This is a genomic window from Acinetobacter sp. IRS14 (genome assembly GCF_034650275.1).
Taxonomy (GTDB): domain Bacteria; phylum Pseudomonadota; class Gammaproteobacteria; order Pseudomonadales; family Moraxellaceae; genus Acinetobacter; species Acinetobacter oleivorans.
In genome coordinates this window covers 29,420-49,157 of sequence record NZ_JAOVFN010000019.1, presented here as the reverse complement: position 1 = coordinate 49,157, position 19,738 = coordinate 29,420, and the positions used below count along the sequence as shown (strand labels likewise).

The 19,738-nt window shown below is 34.3% G+C and carries 18 protein-coding genes; 5 read left to right on the top strand and 13 right to left on the bottom strand.

Annotated elements, in window-relative coordinates; genetic code table 11:
• Positions 1-10: 10 nt before the first annotated feature.
• The 12 genes from ODQ17_RS15100 to tviB are packed head-to-tail and all read right to left on the bottom strand — an operon-like array spanning position 11 to position 12,359.
• Positions 11-670: an acetyltransferase gene (locus tag ODQ17_RS15100; protein ID WP_322904750.1), complete on the bottom strand. Its 660-nt coding sequence runs from the start codon at positions 668-670 to the stop codon at positions 11-13.
• Complete coding sequence (locus ODQ17_RS15095) at positions 667-1,275, bottom strand: sugar transferase (RefSeq protein ID WP_322904747.1); 609 nt, start codon at positions 1,273-1,275, stop codon at positions 667-669. The genes ODQ17_RS15100 and ODQ17_RS15095 overlap by 4 nt, the downstream gene beginning before the upstream one ends.
• The gene (locus ODQ17_RS15090) at positions 1,276-2,406 is read right to left on the bottom strand and encodes a glycosyltransferase family 4 protein (RefSeq protein ID WP_322904745.1); all 1,131 of its coding nucleotides are present in this window, start codon (positions 2,404-2,406) and stop codon (positions 1,276-1,278) included.
• Entirely contained in the window at positions 2,406-3,506 is a 1,101-nt protein-coding gene (locus ODQ17_RS15085; protein ID WP_322904744.1) for an O-antigen ligase family protein, read from the bottom strand. Before ODQ17_RS15085 ends, ODQ17_RS15090 begins: the two co-directional genes overlap by 1 nt.
• Positions 3,507-4,784, bottom strand: coding sequence for a hypothetical protein (locus tag ODQ17_RS15080; RefSeq protein ID WP_322904742.1), 1,278 nt, complete (start codon positions 4,782-4,784; stop codon positions 3,507-3,509).
• 23 nt (positions 4,785-4,807) lie between these two features.
• Entirely contained in the window at positions 4,808-5,878 is a 1,071-nt protein-coding gene (gene wecB, locus ODQ17_RS15075; RefSeq protein ID WP_322904740.1) for a non-hydrolyzing UDP-N-acetylglucosamine 2-epimerase, read from the bottom strand.
• 1 nt (position 5,879) lies between these two features.
• Positions 5,880-7,292 carry an oligosaccharide flippase family protein gene (locus ODQ17_RS15070; protein WP_322904738.1) on the bottom strand — a complete coding sequence of 471 codons (1,413 nt, stop codon included), beginning with the start codon at positions 7,290-7,292 and terminating at the stop codon, positions 5,880-5,882.
• 12 nt (positions 7,293-7,304) lie between these two features.
• Positions 7,305-8,420 (bottom strand): glycosyltransferase, encoded by a 1,116-nt coding sequence (locus ODQ17_RS15065; protein ID WP_322904736.1) that lies wholly within the window; start codon positions 8,418-8,420, stop codon positions 7,305-7,307.
• Between the two features lie 4 nt (positions 8,421-8,424).
• Positions 8,425-9,504, bottom strand: coding sequence for a DegT/DnrJ/EryC1/StrS family aminotransferase (locus ODQ17_RS15060; RefSeq protein WP_322904733.1), 1,080 nt, complete (start codon positions 9,502-9,504; stop codon positions 8,425-8,427).
• Position 9,505: 1 nt separating this feature from the next.
• Entirely contained in the window at positions 9,506-10,084 is a 579-nt protein-coding gene (wbpD, locus tag ODQ17_RS15055) for a UDP-2-acetamido-3-amino-2,3-dideoxy-D-glucuronate N-acetyltransferase (protein ID WP_151828241.1), read from the bottom strand.
• Positions 10,081-11,031, bottom strand: a complete 951-nt coding sequence (locus ODQ17_RS15050) for a Gfo/Idh/MocA family protein (RefSeq protein ID WP_263032640.1) — start codon at positions 11,029-11,031, stop codon at positions 10,081-10,083. Before ODQ17_RS15050 ends, wbpD begins: the two co-directional genes overlap by 4 nt.
• Positions 11,032-11,063: 32 nt before the next feature.
• On the bottom strand, positions 11,064-12,359 hold the full coding sequence (gene tviB / locus ODQ17_RS15045; protein ID WP_322904728.1) for a Vi polysaccharide biosynthesis UDP-N-acetylglucosamine C-6 dehydrogenase TviB: 1,296 nt from the start codon (positions 12,357-12,359) through the stop codon (positions 11,064-11,066).
• 363 nt (positions 12,360-12,722) lie between these two features.
• Between tviB and ODQ17_RS15040 the strand changes: the two genes are divergently transcribed.
• From ODQ17_RS15040 to ODQ17_RS15020, 5 genes are all read left to right on the top strand, one after another.
• The gene (locus tag ODQ17_RS15040; RefSeq protein WP_322904726.1) at positions 12,723-13,808 is read left to right on the top strand and encodes a polysaccharide biosynthesis/export family protein; all 1,086 of its coding nucleotides are present in this window, start codon (positions 12,723-12,725) and stop codon (positions 13,806-13,808) included.
• A gap of 5 nt (positions 13,809-13,813) precedes the next feature.
• On the top strand, positions 13,814-14,248 hold the full coding sequence (locus ODQ17_RS15035) for a low molecular weight protein-tyrosine-phosphatase (RefSeq protein ID WP_322904724.1): 435 nt from the start codon (positions 13,814-13,816) through the stop codon (positions 14,246-14,248).
• A gap of 11 nt (positions 14,249-14,259) precedes the next feature.
• Positions 14,260-16,440 (top strand): polysaccharide biosynthesis tyrosine autokinase, encoded by a 2,181-nt coding sequence (locus tag ODQ17_RS15030; RefSeq protein WP_322904722.1) that lies wholly within the window; start codon positions 14,260-14,262, stop codon positions 16,438-16,440.
• 191 nt (positions 16,441-16,631) lie between these two features.
• Complete coding sequence (locus ODQ17_RS15025) at positions 16,632-17,357, top strand: FKBP-type peptidyl-prolyl cis-trans isomerase (RefSeq protein WP_005308954.1); 726 nt, start codon at positions 16,632-16,634, stop codon at positions 17,355-17,357.
• Positions 17,358-17,406: 49 nt separating this feature from the next.
• Positions 17,407-18,102, top strand: coding sequence for an FKBP-type peptidyl-prolyl cis-trans isomerase (locus ODQ17_RS15020; RefSeq protein WP_005308951.1), 696 nt, complete (start codon positions 17,407-17,409; stop codon positions 18,100-18,102).
• A gap of 47 nt (positions 18,103-18,149) precedes the next feature.
• On the opposite strand, the gene murJ is transcribed toward ODQ17_RS15020, so the two are convergent.
• Positions 18,150-19,700 carry a murein biosynthesis integral membrane protein MurJ gene (murJ, locus tag ODQ17_RS15015; protein WP_171056862.1) on the bottom strand — a complete coding sequence of 517 codons (1,551 nt, stop codon included), beginning with the start codon at positions 19,698-19,700 and terminating at the stop codon, positions 18,150-18,152.
• Positions 19,701-19,738 lie beyond the last annotated feature (38 nt).

Sequence of the window (19,738 nt, the reverse complement as noted above, 5' to 3'; positions counted from 1 at the left end):
TAAATATGTCTTACTTTCTTTCTAAAATTCTTGCAGGGTTACCGACAACAGTTACACCTGCTGGTACACTTTTAGTTACTACTGCACCCATACCAACAATAGCACCCTTACCAATCACTAAAGGTTTATCGGGTGTCCCTTGCTTTATGGATGCTCCAGCACCAATGTAGGCATGATCTTCAATATGAATGTTGCCATTACATTTAACACCTGGTGCAAAAGTTACATAGTCGCCAATCACACAGTCATGCTCAACATAGCTGTATAAATTAGCATGAAAACATTTACCAATTTTTATGTTTGATGTAATTGAAACGAAAGGACTTAAGGCTGCACCTTCACTCATTTCAACATTATCCATGATTACTGTGTTATCAGCTTGTACAGACCAAAGTTTAATACCATCAGCAACCAACCGATTTGCGATTTTTTCACGAATCTGACTATTTGCAATCGCAATTAAGACGTATTTATAAGAGCAATCTATTGATTTAAAAGATTGATAGTTTAAAGCTCTATGGCCATTTACTACCTTTTCTTCTTGTAAACTATCATCAATAAAATAAATCTCAGCCGCAATACCATGACGTTGAAGCTGTTGTCTTGCAACAGGCATCAAACTACGGCCACAACCCGAAGCACCATAAATAGCATAGACCTGGTTATTCATTTATCTGCTTCCGACTTTGCACCTGTAAACTTCGTCATAGTAGCCTCACCAGCTTCATTGATATCATCTTTAGCAAGTACTTTCTTAACGGTCTGTAGCATAATTTTAAAATCTAGCCAAAGTGATCTATTTTCAACGTACCACGTATCAAGCTTAAACTTTTCATCCCAACTAATTGCATTACGCCCATTAACCTGAGCATGACCAGTCATTCCTGGACGCACATCATGACGCTTTGCCTGTTCTTCATTATAAAGCGGCAAGTATTCCATCAGTAAGGGTCTGGGACCAACAATACTCATATCACCTTTGATTACATTCCAAAGCTCAGGCATTTCATCAAGGCTTGTGGAACGTAACATTTTACCAAAGGGGGTTAAACGCTCACTGTCTGGTAAAGGATTCCCCTGAGCATCTGTTGAATCTTTCATAGTTCGAAACTTAATCATTTCAAATGGCTCACCATTTAAACCTGGACGAACTTGGCGAAACAAGACTGGAGAACCTAAATTCTTTTTTACCTTATAAGCAACATAGAAATATAATGGTGAGAGTAGAATTAAGGCAATAGTTGCAATAATAATATCCACAAAACGTTTTAACATTTATAGTCCTAAGATATCCATCAGTTTTTGATTCACTTTATTAGCATCAAATTTTTCGATTGCTATTTTATGACTAGCTTCACCCATTACTTGGATTTTTTCAGGATGTTCAATGAAGTAAATCATTTTCTCAGCTAACTTTTCAGGGTTCCATCGAGGTACAATAAAACCATTAACTCCATCTATAACCGTTTCGCGACAGCCTGGTACATCAGTAGTAATTACTGCTCGTCCGATTGCCATCGCCTCTTGTGTGCTTCTTGGCACACCTTCACGATAAGATGGCAAAACAAAAACATCGCTTTTTACAATCCACTCCTGAATATTGTTAACATGTCCAGGATATTCAATTATTCCAACTTGTTTTAAATTACTAACTTCATCTTCAGATAAAGCCCCTAAATTACTTTTATCAACAGCACCTAATACAGTAAATGTAGTATTAGGATATTTATGTTTTACCAGTTTAATAGCTGCAATAAAATCATGAATACCCTTCTCTTTTAATAAACGACCTATAAATAAAAAATTAAGGTTGACTGGTAGTTTAGAAATAGGTCTATAAGGATAATTTTCTAAATTTAAACCAATTCCACCTAAAATATTAACTGCTTTTACATGAAGGTTGTATTTTTCTAAAAGATCCACAGGATCATCGGGATTAAGAAAAATAAGCTGATCTAGATAAGGAAAAGCAATTCTATATAAAAATATCTGAAGATTACGTATAAGTTTAGTTTTAGGTAACAAACCTTCAGGTTGATCAGTAAACGTATAACCCAGACCTTCTAACATACCAACAATTTTAGTTACTTTCGCCCACTTAGCGGCTAAAGTTCCAAAAATTACAGGTTTAGTAAAATAAGAAAATACTAGATCTGGCGAAATTTCTTTAATTTTCTTTGCCAGCAGATAGGTGGCTTTAATATCTGCTAATGGATTTAGCCCACCTCTATTTAAATCATAGGTTACAGGAATAGCCCCTAAGCTTTTTATCTTCCGTAAATCAGTATCTGTATATTCTGAGGTAAAGGCATATACAATATGACCTTTTTTATATAATTCGCGAATTAAGTCTGCCCGAAAGCCATAAAAACTACTAGCTACGGTACCTATTAAAACAATCTGCATTATATTGACCCCTTTTTATATTTATTCAGTAGAGACATCTGATAAAAACAAGCTAATAAAATCCAGAAAATTACTGTCCGTGCACCAAAAGTTGAGAAACTATACATTAAGGGCACTAAAAATAGTATTTTTTGATAAATATTTAAATTTTTAAAAATATTTATTAAAAAAAACAAGAATAAAGATATACCAATTATACCGTAATAAAAAAAGATACCTGCCCAAGTTGAATGAATTTCAACCGGAGAGTTGAATCTCATATCCAACCCTTGCCCAGCACCAAATAGTAGATATTCTTTAAAGTTAAGAATACGTGTGTAGCCGCGTACGTCCGACTGCTCGCCGATATCAGCTTCAGAAAATCTCTCAACAACAGATTGAATATAACTAATATGTAATAAATACTCGGAAGAAATCATTAAAACTAAAGAAACAACAAGCACCAAGCTCATAAAAACTAAAACTGAGTTTTTATTTCCGCGCCAATACAAAAACAATAAACTAGAAACCAGCATAAAAACACCCAAAATAGCAGAGCGAGATTGAGTAAAAAGTATTAATGCAAGTGCAAAAAACAAAGTCAAAGAAAATAAATAGATATTTTTTATATATAGGCATGCTATCGTAGTAACACATAAAACAAAGAAAGCCATTTGATTTGGATCATTAAAATATCCATTATAGCGAGGGTAAAACTTATACTCACCGAAACCCAAAAGCCACAACAAAAACAACATAATTAAAATGAAAAAAACAAAATATGGAATTTTTTTTACTAAATTAATATTTTCATTATTTAAAAAAGAAACTAATGAGAACATTATTAATAAATCAAAAGTTAAATTTAAAGGATAACTAAAAAAACTTGTATCTTGATAATATAATGAATACACTAAATTCACTATAAGCACATATACAAAAAAAGGCATCGTTAATAAAAATAATTTACGATCAACATAAAAGCCTTTCTTATATATTAAGAAAAAAAAGACAAATAAAAGTAAGAAAAAGTGCGAAGGCTGCAGGCTTCCACTTGAAAATATGTAAAAAGGTGTAGTAAAAATTCCTAGTATTAGGAAAATTTTAGAAAATTTTTCCATTTAAGTACCTATTTTACTCAAACGCTTTTGCTCGACAAATTGATGAATTTTATTGACCTGCTCATCTCTACCAGCAATTTTTTCTAGAAAAGCTTGATCTTTGGAATTAGAAAAATACATTTCGTTCATTTTCAATGTTTCAATAAAATCTAGTAAATTAACAAATAATCCTGAACTCTTTATCAATTGTACAGATTCAAAATCCTCTCTGGGCCCAATGGTTATTATTGGGTTACCTAATCCAATTAATTCAAATATTTTCCCCGGCATTACACCTTTTGCATCTGGTTCAGCAGATTCTAAAAATAAATTAAAATTACTTGCCTTTAAAACACCTAACATTTCATTACGTGGCAATGGAGCGTGAAATGAGCAATATTTTTCCGCATTATTTGCTTTAACAATCTCCTCCAAATTAGCCAAATAATGTCCAAAAAAATGAAGATTAACTTTATCACTTAAATTTGATTGATTAATTAATAATAAAAGCTCAGTTGGGTCTCTTCTACCCTTATAAATATTTCCCGCATATACAATATGTATTTTAGTTTTATCTTGAAAAAAAACTTCATTTTTTACAATAGAAGAAAATTCTGTGGGAATAAAACCATTTCGAACAATGAGTACATTCTTTTTATGAAAGTTTTTCATTTGCTCAGATAAATCATTTGAAACTGTAGTAATTACATCTGCTTTTGAAAGAAATTTTTTCTCAAAGAAACTATCAATTCTTTTTGAAAAAAAATTATATTCTACTAAATGATTAAGTGTCCATAAATCTCTAAAATCTGCTATCCATAGACAATCTTTATTTTGAGACTTAATATACCAACCTAGCCAATTTACACATGGAGGTAAACTAGATGTAATCAATACATCATATTGAACATTAGAGGTTTTTAAATATTGGATTGAATTATAGGCCCATAAAGTTCGATAATCTAACAATTGCCCAGTAAACTTCACTAGAGTAGCTTTAATTTTTTTTAAAAACTCCCTCTTTTTATTATTTTTATTGCCAATAATTCCCTTTTTTTCTTGAATAACAGGTAATTCCTTATTAATCAAAGTACTTGGTATCTCAATAAAATTAGCTTTTTCTTTTAATTCTCGATATTTATCAAAATCTTTAAGAGGTCCATCTATTTCACGTTTTTTTGATGTAAGCACATCAACTTGATAACCCTTTTCTGAAAAAAAATCGATAAAATGATTTATTCTTTGTGAAGAAATCAAATCTAAAGGAGCGATATCATGCGCAGCGATTAAAATTTTCATGCCTGAATTGCCTATTGCTAATTTTATTGATGGTTAAAAGTAGATACAATAATATCTAGTATTTTTTTAGCAGTTTTCCCATCTCCATAAATGCCCGAGCTTTCTATTTTTTGGGAATCGGAGACATTAATTCCATCAACAATAAGTTTGGCATCATAACCAACTAATTTATTAAATCCATGTTCAACTAATTCTACCCATTCGGTTTCTTCACGTAAAGTGATACAATATTTACTATGAAAATATGCTTCTTTTTGCACGCCCCCAGAATCTGTAACAATAAGATCGCTATTTACTTCTAACCATACCATTTCAAGATAGCCCACAGGGTCTACAATCCTAATATTATTTGGCACAGTAATATTATGTTCTCTAATTTTATTAACAGTTCTAGGATGCAAAGGTAATATTATATTTTTATTGGAAGAACCTAATCCTTTAAATATATTTAAAAGTTTAAGCTCATCATCAGTGTTTTCTGCACGATGAATTGTACATAATATAAAATTATTTAAATTAAGTGCATCAAACCAATTTGGTTTTACCATTCTTTCTTTATAATAAAGTGATACATCATACATAATATCCCCTACTATAAAAATTTTATTCTCATCCACACCTTCATGTAATAAATTATTTTTTGCTCCTAAACTTGGGACAAACAAACAATCACTCACTTGATCAGTTAAAATTCTATTAATTTCTTCTGGCATTTTTCTGTTAAAAGAACGTAAACCAGCTTCAATATGCGCAATAGGAATATGAAGTTTTACAGCTGATAAAGCACCGGCTAAAGTAGAATTTGTATCACCATAAACTAACACTAAATCAGGTTTTTCTTCCAATAAGATTTCTTCAATTTTCTCTAATTGCTGACCAGTCATCGCTCCATGGGTCTTTCCACCGGTTTGTAATTTATACTTAGGTAAAGGAATACCCATTTCTTCAAAAAAAATATCGGACATATTTTGATCATAATGTTGACCAGTATGCACAATCACTTCCTGCAGTCCATCATAATCAGCTATAACTCTAGAAAAAGCTGCTGCTTTAATAAATTGAGGTCTTGCACCTAATACTGTTAAAATTTTCATATTAAAAACCTTGTTTAATTTGCACTAAAAATTTCTTAAGTGTATTAAAAAAAATAAAGAAACCTGCTATTAATAACAAAACCCATATTAAAAGAAATACTAGATAATTTTCTTTTAAACAAAACATGCTATATATTGAAGAAACCATTAAAATAGTGACAACTGTATAACTTTTTAAGACTGGAATCTTACGCCATACTAATTTTGAGAATTCTGTCCTTAAAATAAAAAAACACCAAAATGCAAAAGCAGTTGAAGCTGTAGCACCTATAGCGCCATACTTCGGCACCAATAAATAATTTCCTAAAAGATTAATTAACATTGCTCCAACCGATGCCAACATTGATAATTTAGTTTTTCGAGTTAGGGCAATACCTACAGCTGTAGTCTCTGAAAGAGTGTAAAACAAAGGGCCAAGTAAACACGTAGTAACTAAAAACTGAATAATTGAATATTGTTTAGGGAGTAGATAAGGAATAATCCAAGAAAATAATCCAGACAATACAATTAGAAAATAAATAATTACCAATATAATTTCAGAAATATTATCTATTTTTTTTAGGTCTACTGAATTTTCACTTTCCCATTTAAACACCATAGGTGACCAAATTGTATTAAAAATACCAGAGAGTATAGCTGCAACTGCAGCAATACTCATTGCAACGGAGTAGATGCCTAGTTCTGTATAATTAGACATAGCTCTTAAAAAGAGCTTATCCATTACATTTAGCCCCCATGCAGCTAAACCACCTACAACTAAAGGCAATCCAAAAGCAAGCACTTGTCTTAACTGCCCTTTTTCAATTTTATATTTAAAAGTGGCAATTAAATCAGCTCTTGTATTCCATGAAAAAATTAAGAAAGCAAAAACTATTGATAATGCATTTGCAGTAAGCAAGTTGTATGTATCGCGAGAAAACTGTAGCCAGACCGTAAAAAGAATAAAAAATAAAAATAATATCTTAGGGAGCAATTGACTCATCGAAAAAGCTAATGCTCTTTCTTGCATACGAATAATTAAAGATAGAAACCTTGAAACAAGAGCAATAACAAAACAAATAATAGTTATTATACTTAAATACGTATCAGGAATATCATATAACCATAAAGCAATAATAGTAGAATCGTAAGATAAAACTACTATTAAGGATAAAACACTTAATAACAATCCTGGTAATAATGTAGTTTTAAACAACTGTGCTTTTTCTTTTGTGCTATGAAACTCTCTTACATAAGCCTGATCTAAGCCTAAGCAAAACAATAAAATAAAAAAACTAGTAAAAACTTGAAGCATTGAAACTCGGCCAACGTCTTCAACTGAATAAAACCATGTGATAATTGGCAAAGTTATAAAGCCTAAAATACTGGAACCTATTGGACCAACTGCATAGCCTATTAACTTTTTGGTATCCATATTCTTCTACAATTAATCTTTAAAAGTAATGTCATACCAAGTAGAGAAATTTTTTTCCCAACTTGATTCATTTCTAATATATGCTTTTATAGATTCAGTATTTTCTAAAGAACTTTTACAATTACTTTCTATTAAATGAGCTAAAGCCTTACCAACCTCCTCCTTTTCATTAATTAGAACCATTTTAGGTTCAAATTGTAATAAAGCATCATAAGGAAGCCAATTTCCTGTTAGCACCCATCCTCCTGCATATAAGGTTTCTTGCATTGAACCACTAAATTGATCTGTAGGTTGAATATTAATTAAAATATCAGTGACCAATCTCAACTTTGCAGCTTCATTAAAATTGTAGAATTTTTCCAATATTGAATATTGAATATTTTTATTCTTTTTCAAAATTTCTTCTATCAAAACTCTACTTTCATTATTTCCATAGCCCATTGGAAAAATTAAATGAATTTTTTCTAATATACTTTCATTAAATAGAATAATTTGATTAAGAATTAACAATTGCTGGTGTGCAAGATTAGCATTATAGCCTACCATAATTTTTATTTTATCTATCGGCAAACCAAAGCTATTACAAAACTGACCATAATCATTTCGTCTTAAATTATCAATTTCATCTAGTACTGGCAAACCAAATCTAGCGACATTTAGCTTTGTTTTAATATATTTTTTCTTTTCAGAAAAAAGTTCTTTAGTTTTTGGATTTGTAAAAACAATATTATCTGCATTTTTATAAATAATGTCTTGTAAAAATATTTTCACTTTTGAAGTGACTCTATAAAAATCACTTCCCCATATTACTGCTACAATTTTTTTAGTTTTATTTTTTATTTTAAATATATGAGGAGCTAAAAAGAAATAAACAAAATGAATGACCACTACATCATAGTCATCATCCATTTTATCAATAATATTATTTCTAAATTCAAAAAAGTTTTTAACTGCAGAAAAGTTAAAACCTAATTTAATCTGAAAATTTTTTTGTAACCTAACAGTCTCATTTTTACCACTTTTTCCATAAGAAATCAGGTCTACGATCACTCCTTCTTTATGATATTGGTTAATGAAGTCCTTAACAAAAACCGAATCTCCATCTCCAATAACAAGCATTTTTCTCATTATCTTACCCTAATGCTGTAATAATTTTTTTCTGCGCATCTATACTTAAATAAGGATGCATAGGCAAACTCATCACTCTTTCCGCAATCGCATCACCGACTGGAAGCATTACACCTACATCAGCCACCGCCGGCTGTTTATTCAAAGGAATTGGATAATGCACAGCTGTAGGAATACCTTGAGCTTTTAGTTTTTCTTGAACTTCTGCACGGCCATCCACCTGAATCGTGTATTGCGCCCATGCACTAGTATTATATGACTCAATAAATGGGGTGGTATTAATACCTGCTTCATCAAATAGTTGATTATAGATCTCTGCTACTCTTTGACGTGCTTGCATTTCGTCATCCAAAATTTCTAATTTTGGTAACAAAATAGCTGCTTGTAAGGTATCTAAACGACTGTTCACACCCACACGAATATGGTGGTAACGCTTATCTTGACCATGCCTTGCAATCTGACGAATCACTTTAGCTAGTTCATCATCATTGGTAAAAATAGCACCACCATCTCCATAGCAACCTAATGGCTTACTTGGGAAGAAGCTCGTACAAGCAACTGTACTTAGGTTACAGCTTTTACGGCCTTTATAGGTTGCACCAAAACTTTGCGCAGCGTCCTCAATTACAGGAATGCCATATTTTGTAGCAATCGCATTGATTGCATCAAAGTCTGCACACTGACCATATAAACTTACAGGAATAATAGCCTTAGTCCTAGGAGTAATTGCTACCTCTAGTTTTTCAACGTCTAAATTATATGTCTTCGGATTTACATCCACATAGACAGGCTTTGCACCTAAGAGTGCAACTGTTTCAGCAGTAGCAATATAAGTAAAACCCGGAGTAATCACTTCATCACCAGGCCCAATGCCAAAAGCCATTTGTGCAATTTGCAAGGCATCTGTACCATTTGCGCAAGTAATGCAGTGCTTAGCCCCCACATAGGCAGCTAGCTTTTCTTCCAATTCGGTTACTTCTGGACCTAAAATATATTGACCATGAGTCAAAACATTTTGAATACCCACATCAATTTTATCTTTAATTCGATTTTGTTGTGCTTTTAAATCAATAAAGTCAATCATATTAACCCTGCTTTGTCAGTGTCGTTCCATCGAGTTGATAAACTGCTCCAGTATGAGAACAGATAGCTTGGGCTTGTCCCTGTAAAGGCAAATCAATTTGCTCACCAAACTCACTCATCCAGCCAATTTGTTTAGCAGGTACACCTACCATAAGTGCATACGCAGGTACATCTTTATTAACTACAGCACCAGCACCAACAAAAGCATAAGCTCCGATAGTTACACCACAAACAATCGTACAGTTTGCCCCTAGCGTGGCACCCTTTTTTACTAAAGTGTCACGATATTGATCTTTACGCTCTATCAAAGAACGCGGGTTATACACATTCGTAAAGACCATACTTGGGCCACAAAATACACCCTCTTCCAAAAATACATTATCGTAAACGGATACATTATTTTGGACTTTACAATGGTCGCCAATCACAACTCGGTTACCAACAAAGACATTTTGACCTAAAGATACACCTTTACCAATTTTGGCTCCGCCGCAGACATGAACAAAATGCCAAACACGCGAATCATCACCAATTTGTGCGCCATCATCTACTATGGCAGTTTCATGTTGATAAAAGCTCATGCTTTTTTCACCTTTGCCAATAGTGGATGTGGGTTTTCTGGGTTTTCAACAATTGGAGAAACACGAATTACTTCAACTGTCTCAATCGCTGCACGATTTTCTTCAACACCGTAACCTTTGCCTTCCAATACACGCTGATAACTTTGTGTATGTAAATCAGTAAAACCACCTGAGAATTCTAGCTCTTCATTCTCAATAGTAATACTACGATAGGTCAGCTTTTCACCTTGTACCGCATTTTCTGGAAGGTTATTCGCATCAATTGATAAGAACCAACGTACACGTGCACGCTCATATTCCAAATAACCTGAAGCGGTTTTTTCATCGCGGAAATGCACTTCATTTTTAACAATTTTGCCAAAAATAAAATGCAGCATATCGTAAAAGTGCACACCAATATTAGTTGCTACGCCACCTGATTTATTGTCTACCCCTTTCCATGATTTTAGATACCATTTACCACGAGAAGTTAAATAGGTAAGGTCAACATCAAATATCTTATCTGCTGGCGCAGCTTGAACTTTATCGCGCAGCGCAATAATTGAAGGGTGTAAACGTAATTGTAAAATTGAGTTTACTTTAGCACCATATTGCTTTTCATATTCAGAAAGCATATTTAAGTCTTCTGAATTAAGCACTAATGGTTTTTCGCAAATGACCTCAATACCATTTTTCAAAGCATATTTCATATGTGGTGCATGAAGATAGTTCGGTGAGCAGATCGCCACATAATCTAGCTTTTCACCTTTTAGTTTTTGGTCTTCTACATAAGCTTCAAATTCTTCAAACTCGGTAAAAAACTCTGCTTCTGGAAAATGGCTATCCATAATCCCGACTGAGTCATTTACGTCCATAGCAACAGCTAAGGTATTACCAGTTTCTTTAATAGCTTTTAAATGACGTGGTGCGATATAACCAGCAGCACCAATAAGTGCAAATTTTTTCATGATCAAAACTTCAATTTAATAATAAGATAAACTTAGAGACGGAATACAGTAAAGCCTGCATCTGACATTTCAGTACGGTCAAAAAGACTCTTAACATCAGCTAAAACTGGCTTTTCACAATTCATATAACTGCGTAACTCATTTGCAGAAAGTGAACGGAATTCATTATGTCCTACTGCAACAATTACACTGTCAACAGGGTTTTGAGCATCAACCTTTCCAAGTTCAATACCATATTCATGTCTAACTTCATCAGCATCCGCCCACGGATCCACAACTACAACCTGAGCTCCCCAGAACTCTAATTCTTTAATGAGATCAGCTACTTTACTATTACGAATATCAGGACAATTTTCTTTAAACGTCACCCCAAGTACACCAACTTTTGCACGAGGCACATCAATTCCATTTTGAAGCATAAGCTTAATCGTGTTACGAGCAACATAACGTGCCATATTGTCATTAATACGACGACCGGCAAGAATTACTTGAGGATGGTAACCAACTTCTTCTGCTTTATGCGTCAAGTAATAAGGGTCGACACCAATACAGTGTCCACCTACCAAACCAGGACGGAATGGTAAAAAGTTCCATTTACTACCTGCTGCTTCCAAGACATCTAAAGTGTCGATACCGATACGATCAAAAATTACAGAAAGCTCATTCACTAAAGCAATATTTAAATCACGTTGCGTGTTTTCAATGACTTTTGCGGCCTCAGCCACTTTAATACTAGATGCTTTATGTGTACCAGCAGTAATAATGCTGGCATATACTGCATCTACAGTATTTGCTACCTCTGGTGTACTGCCACTGGTAATTTTTTTAATTTTGGTTAGCGTATTAACTTTGTCGCCTGGATTAATACGTTCAGGGCTATAACCAGCAAAGAAATCTTGATTAAATTTAAGACCAGATATCTTTTCTAATATTGGAATACATACTTCCTCAGTTGCCCCTGGATATACTGTAGATTCATAAACTACAATATCGCCTTTCTTTAAAGCATATCCAACAGTTTCACTTGCTTTTTTTAAGGGGGTTAAATCAGGACGATTCACCTGATCTACAGGAGTAGGAACCGTTACGATAAAAAAATTACTTTCTTTTAAATCATCTAAATTTGCACTAAAACTTAATTGTTCTGATTTTTTAAGTTCTTCTGGAGAAACTTCTAGAGTATGATCTTGACCACTCTTTAATTCATTAATACGACTCTGATTAATATCAAACCCAATTACTGATCCTTTTTTCCCAAACTCAACTGCCAATGGCAAGCCTACATATCCTAAACCTATAATCGCTATTCTTAAATCGGCAAGTTGCATAAAAGTTAGCCTTTTTCCTTACAAGATTGTATATATTAAATATATGTTGCATGTTAACTGGATATCGTCGAGCGTAACTATATCAGTTTTTTTCTATTCTCCGTATTGCAATTGTATAAAAGTGTTTACAATACGATGCCTTTTCGCCTTAAAAACTAAATAAATTAGTGATCAAAAAATAGGGGATTAATTATTTTTTGGCAAAAATAAAGTATGTAGATAAACTAAACATACAAAGCTATACGTTTTTTCTATGTTTTTTCATTTTTTTTAGGCTAGAATCCATTCATTCTGCGTTTAATAGACACTTGTTACTATGCAGTGGACAATATCAATTAAAGATAAATACACAAAGGGTTGCGTGTGAAGTATTGCCAGTTTTTTTCTGTTCTTGCCTTAAGTTTGAGTGCTGCCAGCTGTGCAGTAACTTCTGGTTTACAAACTTACGATGTTCCGAATGAAGGTATTTATAAAACAGACCTCGGAACTACAGTTAATGTAGTTAAAATTTCTCAAGAAACTTTACCAGCGATTCAACCTGCTCAAGTTGACTATCAACATGACTATGCGACCTTATTTAAAAATCAGAATCCTGTTTATCGTTTAAGTGCAGGTGATATATTATCCATTCAACTTTGGGCTTATCCTGAAATTTCTGGCAATACTTCTACCGATCCGAAAGTTAATGGTTACACTATCGATCAGGATGGTTATATTCAACTACCTTTAGTTGAAAGGTACAAAGCTGCAGGAAAAACATTAGCTCAAATTAATAGAGAATTACGTAATAAATATTCTCAATTTTTAAAAACACCAGATGTGGTCGTACGTGTACTGTCTTATGAAGGTCAACGTTACTCTGTTCAAGGTAACGTCACTAAAGGTGGACAATTTTATTTAAGTGATCACCCTGTAAGTATTTACACAGCACTTGGTATGGCTGGTGGTGTATCTACATCTGGAGACAACACGTACATTCAACTTATTCGAAATGGTCGAACCTATAATTTAAATACGATTGATTTAGAAAAAGCTGGTTATTCATTACATAAGCTATTGGTACAGTCTAATGATACGATTTATGTAAGCAATCGAGAAAATCAAAAAATTTATGTGATGGGTGAAGCTGGCAAAAATCAGGCAATTCCTATGCGTGATCAAGGCATGACTTTAACTGATGCATTAGGTGAAAGTTTAGGTATAAATCCATTATCTGCTAGCGCTAGCCGTATTTATGTTTTACGTACCAATCCAAATGATCGTACAACTGAACTCTACCATTTAAATTTAATGAGTATTGGCGACTTTGGTTTGGCCAATCAATTTAAATTGCGCAGCAATGATATTGTCTACGTTGATGCTACAGGCTTGACTCGTTGGCAACGTATTATTAATCAAATTGTTCCTTTCTCAAATGCAATTTATAGTTTTGATCGTTTGGGACAATAGTTTATATGCACTTTAAAAATATTCTCGTAGTTTGCATAGGAAATATCTGTCGAAGTCCTATGGCAGAGTATCTCTTAAAACAGCAACATCCACAGTTAAATATTGAATCAGCTGGTATATCAGGACTCGTAGGGCATCAGGCAGATAATAAAGCACAGCTATGTATGCAACGCTTAGGTATTGATATTCAACCACATATTGCACGCAAACTTAGTGCTGAACATCTTAAAAAAGCTGATCTGATTTTGGTTATGAGTCATAACCAACAAAAACATATTGAACAAACATGGCCCTTTGCAAAAGGTAAAATCTATCGATTGGGTCACTGGCAAAACAAAAATGTGCCTGACCCCTACCAGCATGATCAAGCTTTTTTTGATGAAACTTGCCAACTCATTCAGCAATGCGCGGCTGACTGGAAATCTCATTTTAACGTTTAGATTTTAAGCTTATGAACCAAAAAACTAATACTGAAGATACAATTGATTTAAAAGAATTGTTTTTCTCATTGATCGCACAATGGAAACTTGTTGCTTTATGTACTATTTTGAGTTTGGTATGTGCTTTGCTCTATTTACGTGCAACACCAGATATTTACTCAGTTGATGCTTTGGTTCAAGTAGAAGACAGCAAAGGAGCTTCTGCCGCATTATTGGGTGATCTATCTAACATGATGGAACAAAAGTCACCCGCGCAAGCAGAAATTGAAATTCTGAAGTCTCGTTTGGTTTTAGGCTCTGTCATTAAAGATTTGCATCTGAATATTCAGGTCTCTAGTAAAGAAAACACCTTAACCCATCGTTTATTGACTAATCCTCAATACAAAACAGAATATAATAAATCTGTTACCTTTAAAGATGGAATAAAAAAATTTGAAATTCGCCAGTTTGAAATTCCACCATACTATTTAGATAAAAATTTACTTCTAAATTTTGATAAACAGTCTTTACGTTTAAGTGACCCGAACACAGAACAAACCATTTTAACTGTACCACTTAATCAGTTAAACCAAGTTTCAGGCCCTCATGGAACTTGGAAAGTTGCTATCTTTACCAAAGATCAATTTGATGCAACTTATAATATTAGAAATCTTTCCTTACCCGCAGCAGTAAATGCAATAAGTTCAAATTATTCAGTTGCTGAAAAAGGAAAACAAACAGGCATTCTTGGTCTAAATTATCAAGGCCAAGACAAGGAACATATCACTCAAGTCTTAAATGCAATTTTAACAGCTTATAGTGCACAAAATATCGAGCGAAGAACAACAGAAACAACCCAAACTTTAAAGTTTCTGGATGAACAACTTCCTGACTTAAAAAAGCAATTAGACGATGCTGAACGTCAATTTAATAAGTTCCGTCAACAATATAATACAGTTGATGTAACCAAAGAATCTGAGTTGTATCTAACTCAAAGTATTACTTTAGAAACTCGAAAAGCGGAGCTTGAACAAAAACAAGCTGAAATGGCATCTAAATACACTGCAGAGCATCCAGCAATGCGTGAAATTAATGGCCAGATTACTGCTATTAACAAACAAATTGGTGAATTGAATAATACTTTAAAACAATTACCGGATGTACAACGCCAATATTTGCAACTCTATCGTGAAGTAGAAGTTAAAACTCAGCTCTATACAGCTTTATTAAACTCTTATCAACAACTTCGTATTGCTAAAGCAGGAGAAATTGGTAATGTGCGTATTGTTGATACAGCTGTTGAACCTATTGCTCCAATTAAACCACAAAAATTTCTAGTTCTTATCTTATCAATATTTATTGGCGCGTTTATTGGTATATTATTTGCCTTATTACGTAATATGTTACGTACGGGAATTAAAGATTCTAGCCAAATTGAAAATGAATTGGATTTACCAGTTTATGCGACTGTACCACGCTCTCCAATTCAAGAAAGTCGCGTTAAAATTTTAAAGAAAAAGAAAAACATTCCTATTCTTGCTGTTAAAAATAGTGATGATATTGCAATTGAGAGCTTACGTAGTATCCGTACTGCAATTCACTTTGCATTAGCGAGTGCGAAAAATAATATCATTATGATTGCAGGCCCTTCACCTGAAGTGGGTAAATCATTTATTTCGACAAATCTAGCAACAATTTTTGCACAAGGTGATAAACGTGTATTACTGATTGATGCCGATATGCGTCGTGGTTATATGCATAAATACTTTGATATTGATGTTAAGCCAGGTCTTTCTGAATTATTAAGTGGACAAGCTGATCTACAACAAGTTTTGCACAAAACTCAAGTTACCAACCTTGATGTAATTACGCGTGGTAAGAGTCCAACAAATCCTTCAGAGATTTTAAGCTCAAACCAATTTAAAGAATTACTTGAACAGCTACAAAGCCAATATGACCATATCATTATTGATACTCCGCCAGTGCTGGCAGTAACCGATGGTATTATTATTTCGCAATATACTGGTGTGAACTTAATTGTTGCCCGTTATGCTAAATCACAAATGAAAGAGCTCGAATTAACACTTAATCGCTTTGAACAAGCGGGTGTTAAAGTCAATGGCTTTATTCTCAATGACATTCAACGTGCTAGCGCAGGCTACGGTTATGGTTATAACTATGCCTATGCTTATAAAGCACAAAAAGAAGATTAATCGTAAAGTGATAAGAGAACCGGATCAAATGATCCGGTTTTTTTATTTAAGATTTTTTTAAGTATATCCCTACTAAAACTAACTAAAATATATAAAAAACCACTCGTTTTTTTTCTTAAACATTCTATGCTTAAGCATGCTAAGATCAAAAGCAGCCTTTTAGACTCAAATGATTATTTTTGGAACCTTTTATGAGTAAAGCCTTACCCATTGCTGTCGCTGTAGTTTTAGGCGGTGCTGCACTTGTACCAGTATATTATGCAAGCCAACATCCGACCACAGAAGTCGGAAGCAAGGCAAATAAAAATGCCTCTCCAATTGAAAAAATCAGTTATGTTCTTGGATATGAAGTTGCTCAGCAAACTCCACCTGAGCTAGATACAAAAGCATTTGTGAAAGGGATTCATGATGCTCGTAGCAAGCAACCAAGCGCTTATACTCAAGAAGAGTTAAAAGCTGCTGTAACAGCTTATGAAAAAGAATTACAGCAAAAAATGCAACAACAAAATAAACCGGAGCAAGCTGCTGGTGCTACTCCTGAATCTGCAGATGTGCAATTCCTTGCAGAAAATAAATCAAAAGCTGGCGTAAAAACAACAGCTTCTGGCTTGCAATATATCATTACTAAAGAAGGTACTGGCAAACAGCCAACAGCTCAGTCAGTTGTTAAAGTACATTATGAAGGTCGTTTAATTAACGGTCAGGTTTTTGATAGTTCTTATAAACGCGGTGAGCCAGTTGAGTTCCCTCTTAATCAAGTTATTCCAGGCTGGACTGAGGGACTCCAATTAATGAAAGAAGGCGGTAAAGCGACTTTCTTCATTCCATCAAATCTTGCCTATGGTCCTCAGGAAGTTCCTGGCATTCCAGCAAACAGTACACTGATTTTTGATGTAGAACTTATTTCAGTGAAATAAAAACATTCAGGAGAGTAGAACACTACTCTCCTTTTTTTTGGAAAACAGCATGAAAAAAATCGGTTTAATGATTGCAGCATCAACAATGAGTTTATCTGTTTTTGCTGCAACTCCTATAACGAATAAAAGTCCAGCAAAAGAACAATTTAGTTATAGTTATGGCTATTTAATGGGTCGTAATAATACGGATGCGCTAACAGATCTGAATCTTGATATTTTTTACCAAGGTCTCCAAGAAGGCGCTCAAAGTAAAACAGCACGCTTAACTGATGAAGAAATGGCGAAAGCGATTAATGACTATAAGAAAACATTAGAAGCCAAACAACTCGTCGAATTTCAAAAAACAGGTCAACTAAACGCTCAAGCAGGCGCAGCATTTCTTGCTGATAATGCAAAAAAATCTGGTGTGATAACGACTAAATCTGGTCTCCAATACCAAGTGTTAAAAGAAGGTAATGGACAAAAACCGAAAGCTACCTCTCGCGTTAAAGTGAATTATGAAGGTCGTTTACTAGATGGAACCGTATTTGATAGTTCTATTGCTCGTAATCATCCAGTTGAGTTTCAGCTCAGCCAAGTCATTGCAGGTTGGACAGAAGGTCTACAAACCATGAAAGAAGGCGGAAAAACCCGTTTCTTTATTCCTGCCAATCTTGCTTATGGTGAAGTCGGTGCTGGTGACACGATCGGTCCAAATAGCACTTTAATTTTTGATATTGAATTACTACAAGTTTTGCCAAAATAAATTCATTAGATATAAAAAAAGCGATCATTTAAGATCGCTTTTTTATTTTAGTGTTTTAAGTCTCTAGGACGAAAACCAGTAATGATTAAAACGACCAGATAAGCAACTACGCCGACGACACACAATCCCACTACTTCGGCAATACGCAACCACTGTGAAAGCTCGCCGTTATACCAATTTAATGCAAACCAAAGTGCTGCAATCATGGCAAGGTTCGCCAAACCATATTGAAGCCCTAATTTTTTCCAATGCGAATCAAATCGGAAAATATTACGTTTATGTAAATAGAAGTAGAGTAGACCCGCATTTACCAAAGCCGAGCCTGAAGATGCCAATGCAAGTGCCATATGTTCTGCATGCCAATCAATTAGCTTAAAGAAACCAATAAATACAACGTTTAAAATAGCATTGGCTGCAACCGACATTAAACCGACACGTACTGGTGTTTTAGTATCTTGCTGTGCATAAAAACCAGGTGCAAAGACTTTAATCAGCATAAACGCAATCACGCCTGCACTCATACATTGCAGTGCAAGCGCTGTCATTTGTGTATCACGTAGATCAAATTCTCCACGCTGGAATAATGCCTGAATAATCGGTGTAGAAAGCATAAATAAAGCAATACTTGCTGGTAAGCCAACTAATACAATAATTTTTGCAGCCCAGTCGATCATACCGCGGAACTTTGCTTGATCTTGTTCTGCATGACGGGCAGAAAGTGAAGGTAAAATCACTGTACCAATCGCAACACCAATTAAACCTAACGGCAACTCAGTCATACGCTCTGCACTATAGAGCCAAGACACTGAACCATCTTGCATGAAAGAGGCCCAAATCGTATTTAATAACAGGTTAATCTGGGTAACAGATACCCCAAATAATGCTGGAAGCATTAATTTTAAAATACGTTCTACACCTTCATGTTTAAAATCAACTTTAGGTGGAATCAGTAGGTTTTTACGCCACAATTCAGGAATTTGTATAGCTAACTGTAATATCCCTGCCACGACCACTGACCAACCTAAGGCTTTGATGGGTTCAGCCATATACGGCGTAAGCCACCATGCACCTGCGATCATCGCGACATTTAGTAAAACGGGTGAAAAAGCTGGTGAAGCAAACGAACCATAACTATTTAAAATACTGCTAGCAAAAGCAGTTAGTGACATAAATAATAAATAAGGGATGGTCAGGCGGAACATGCTGACTGCTAAATCGAACTTTTCAGGATCACTATGGAAACCCGGTGCGTACATATAAATGATCGCGGGTGCTAAAACCATAGCCACAAAAGTCAGTAAGGTCATCACTGTTAGCAAGCAACCAAATACTCGACTAATCAAGATCTGTACTTCAGCGTGGGCTCGACCTGTTTTATATTCAGTTAATACTGGAATAAAGGCCTGAGAAAAGGCCCCTTCGGCAAACAATCGTCGAAAGAAGTTGGGAATACGAAAAGCGACGACGAAGGTATCAAAATCTTTACCTGCACCAAACACGTTGAGCAATACGACGTCACGTACGAGCCCTAACACTCGTGACAACATCGTCATTGCACTGACAATAAAAGTCGATCGCCACAATGCCATCGTACTCACCTACAGCTATATTCGAAAGACGCTATTGTAATGAAACT

Excerpts from the sequence above, each read along its gene's own strand:
- ODQ17_RS15085 (WP_322904744.1), bottom strand. The coding sequence starts at position 3,506 with ATGGAAAAATTTTCTAAAATTTTCCTAATACTAGGAATTTTTACTACA.
- wecB (WP_322904740.1), bottom strand. The coding sequence starts at position 5,878 with ATGAAAATTTTAACAGTATTAGGTGCAAGACCTCAATTTATTAAAGCA.
- ODQ17_RS15030 (WP_322904722.1), top strand. The coding sequence starts at position 14,260 with ATGAACCAAAAAACTAATACTGAAGATACAATTGATTTAAAAGAATTG.
- ODQ17_RS15100 (WP_322904750.1), bottom strand. The coding sequence starts at position 670 with ATGAATAACCAGGTCTATGCTATTTATGGTGCTTCGGGTTGTGGCCGT.
- ODQ17_RS15065 (WP_322904736.1), bottom strand. The coding sequence starts at position 8,420 with ATGAGAAAAATGCTTGTTATTGGAGATGGAGATTCGGTTTTTGTTAAG.
- ODQ17_RS15090 (WP_322904745.1), bottom strand. The coding sequence starts at position 2,406 with ATGCAGATTGTTTTAATAGGTACCGTAGCTAGTAGTTTTTATGGCTTT.
- ODQ17_RS15095 (WP_322904747.1), bottom strand. The coding sequence starts at position 1,275 with ATGTTAAAACGTTTTGTGGATATTATTATTGCAACTATTGCCTTAATT.
- wbpD (WP_151828241.1), bottom strand. The coding sequence starts at position 10,084 with ATGAGCTTTTATCAACATGAAACTGCCATAGTAGATGATGGCGCACAA.
- ODQ17_RS15025 (WP_005308954.1), top strand. The coding sequence starts at position 16,632 with ATGAGTAAAGCCTTACCCATTGCTGTCGCTGTAGTTTTAGGCGGTGCT.
- ODQ17_RS15060 (WP_322904733.1), bottom strand. The coding sequence starts at position 9,504 with ATGATTGACTTTATTGATTTAAAAGCACAACAAAATCGAATTAAAGAT.
- tviB (WP_322904728.1), bottom strand. The coding sequence starts at position 12,359 with ATGCAACTTGCCGATTTAAGAATAGCGATTATAGGTTTAGGATATGTA.
- ODQ17_RS15070 (WP_322904738.1), bottom strand. The coding sequence starts at position 7,292 with ATGGATACCAAAAAGTTAATAGGCTATGCAGTTGGTCCAATAGGTTCC.
- ODQ17_RS15035 (WP_322904724.1), top strand. The coding sequence starts at position 13,814 with ATGCACTTTAAAAATATTCTCGTAGTTTGCATAGGAAATATCTGTCGA.
- ODQ17_RS15080 (WP_322904742.1), bottom strand. The coding sequence starts at position 4,784 with ATGAAAATTTTAATCGCTGCGCATGATATCGCTCCTTTAGATTTGATT.
- ODQ17_RS15020 (WP_005308951.1), top strand. The coding sequence starts at position 17,407 with ATGAAAAAAATCGGTTTAATGATTGCAGCATCAACAATGAGTTTATCT.
- ODQ17_RS15050 (WP_263032640.1), bottom strand. The coding sequence starts at position 11,031 with ATGAAAAAATTTGCACTTATTGGTGCTGCTGGTTATATCGCACCACGT.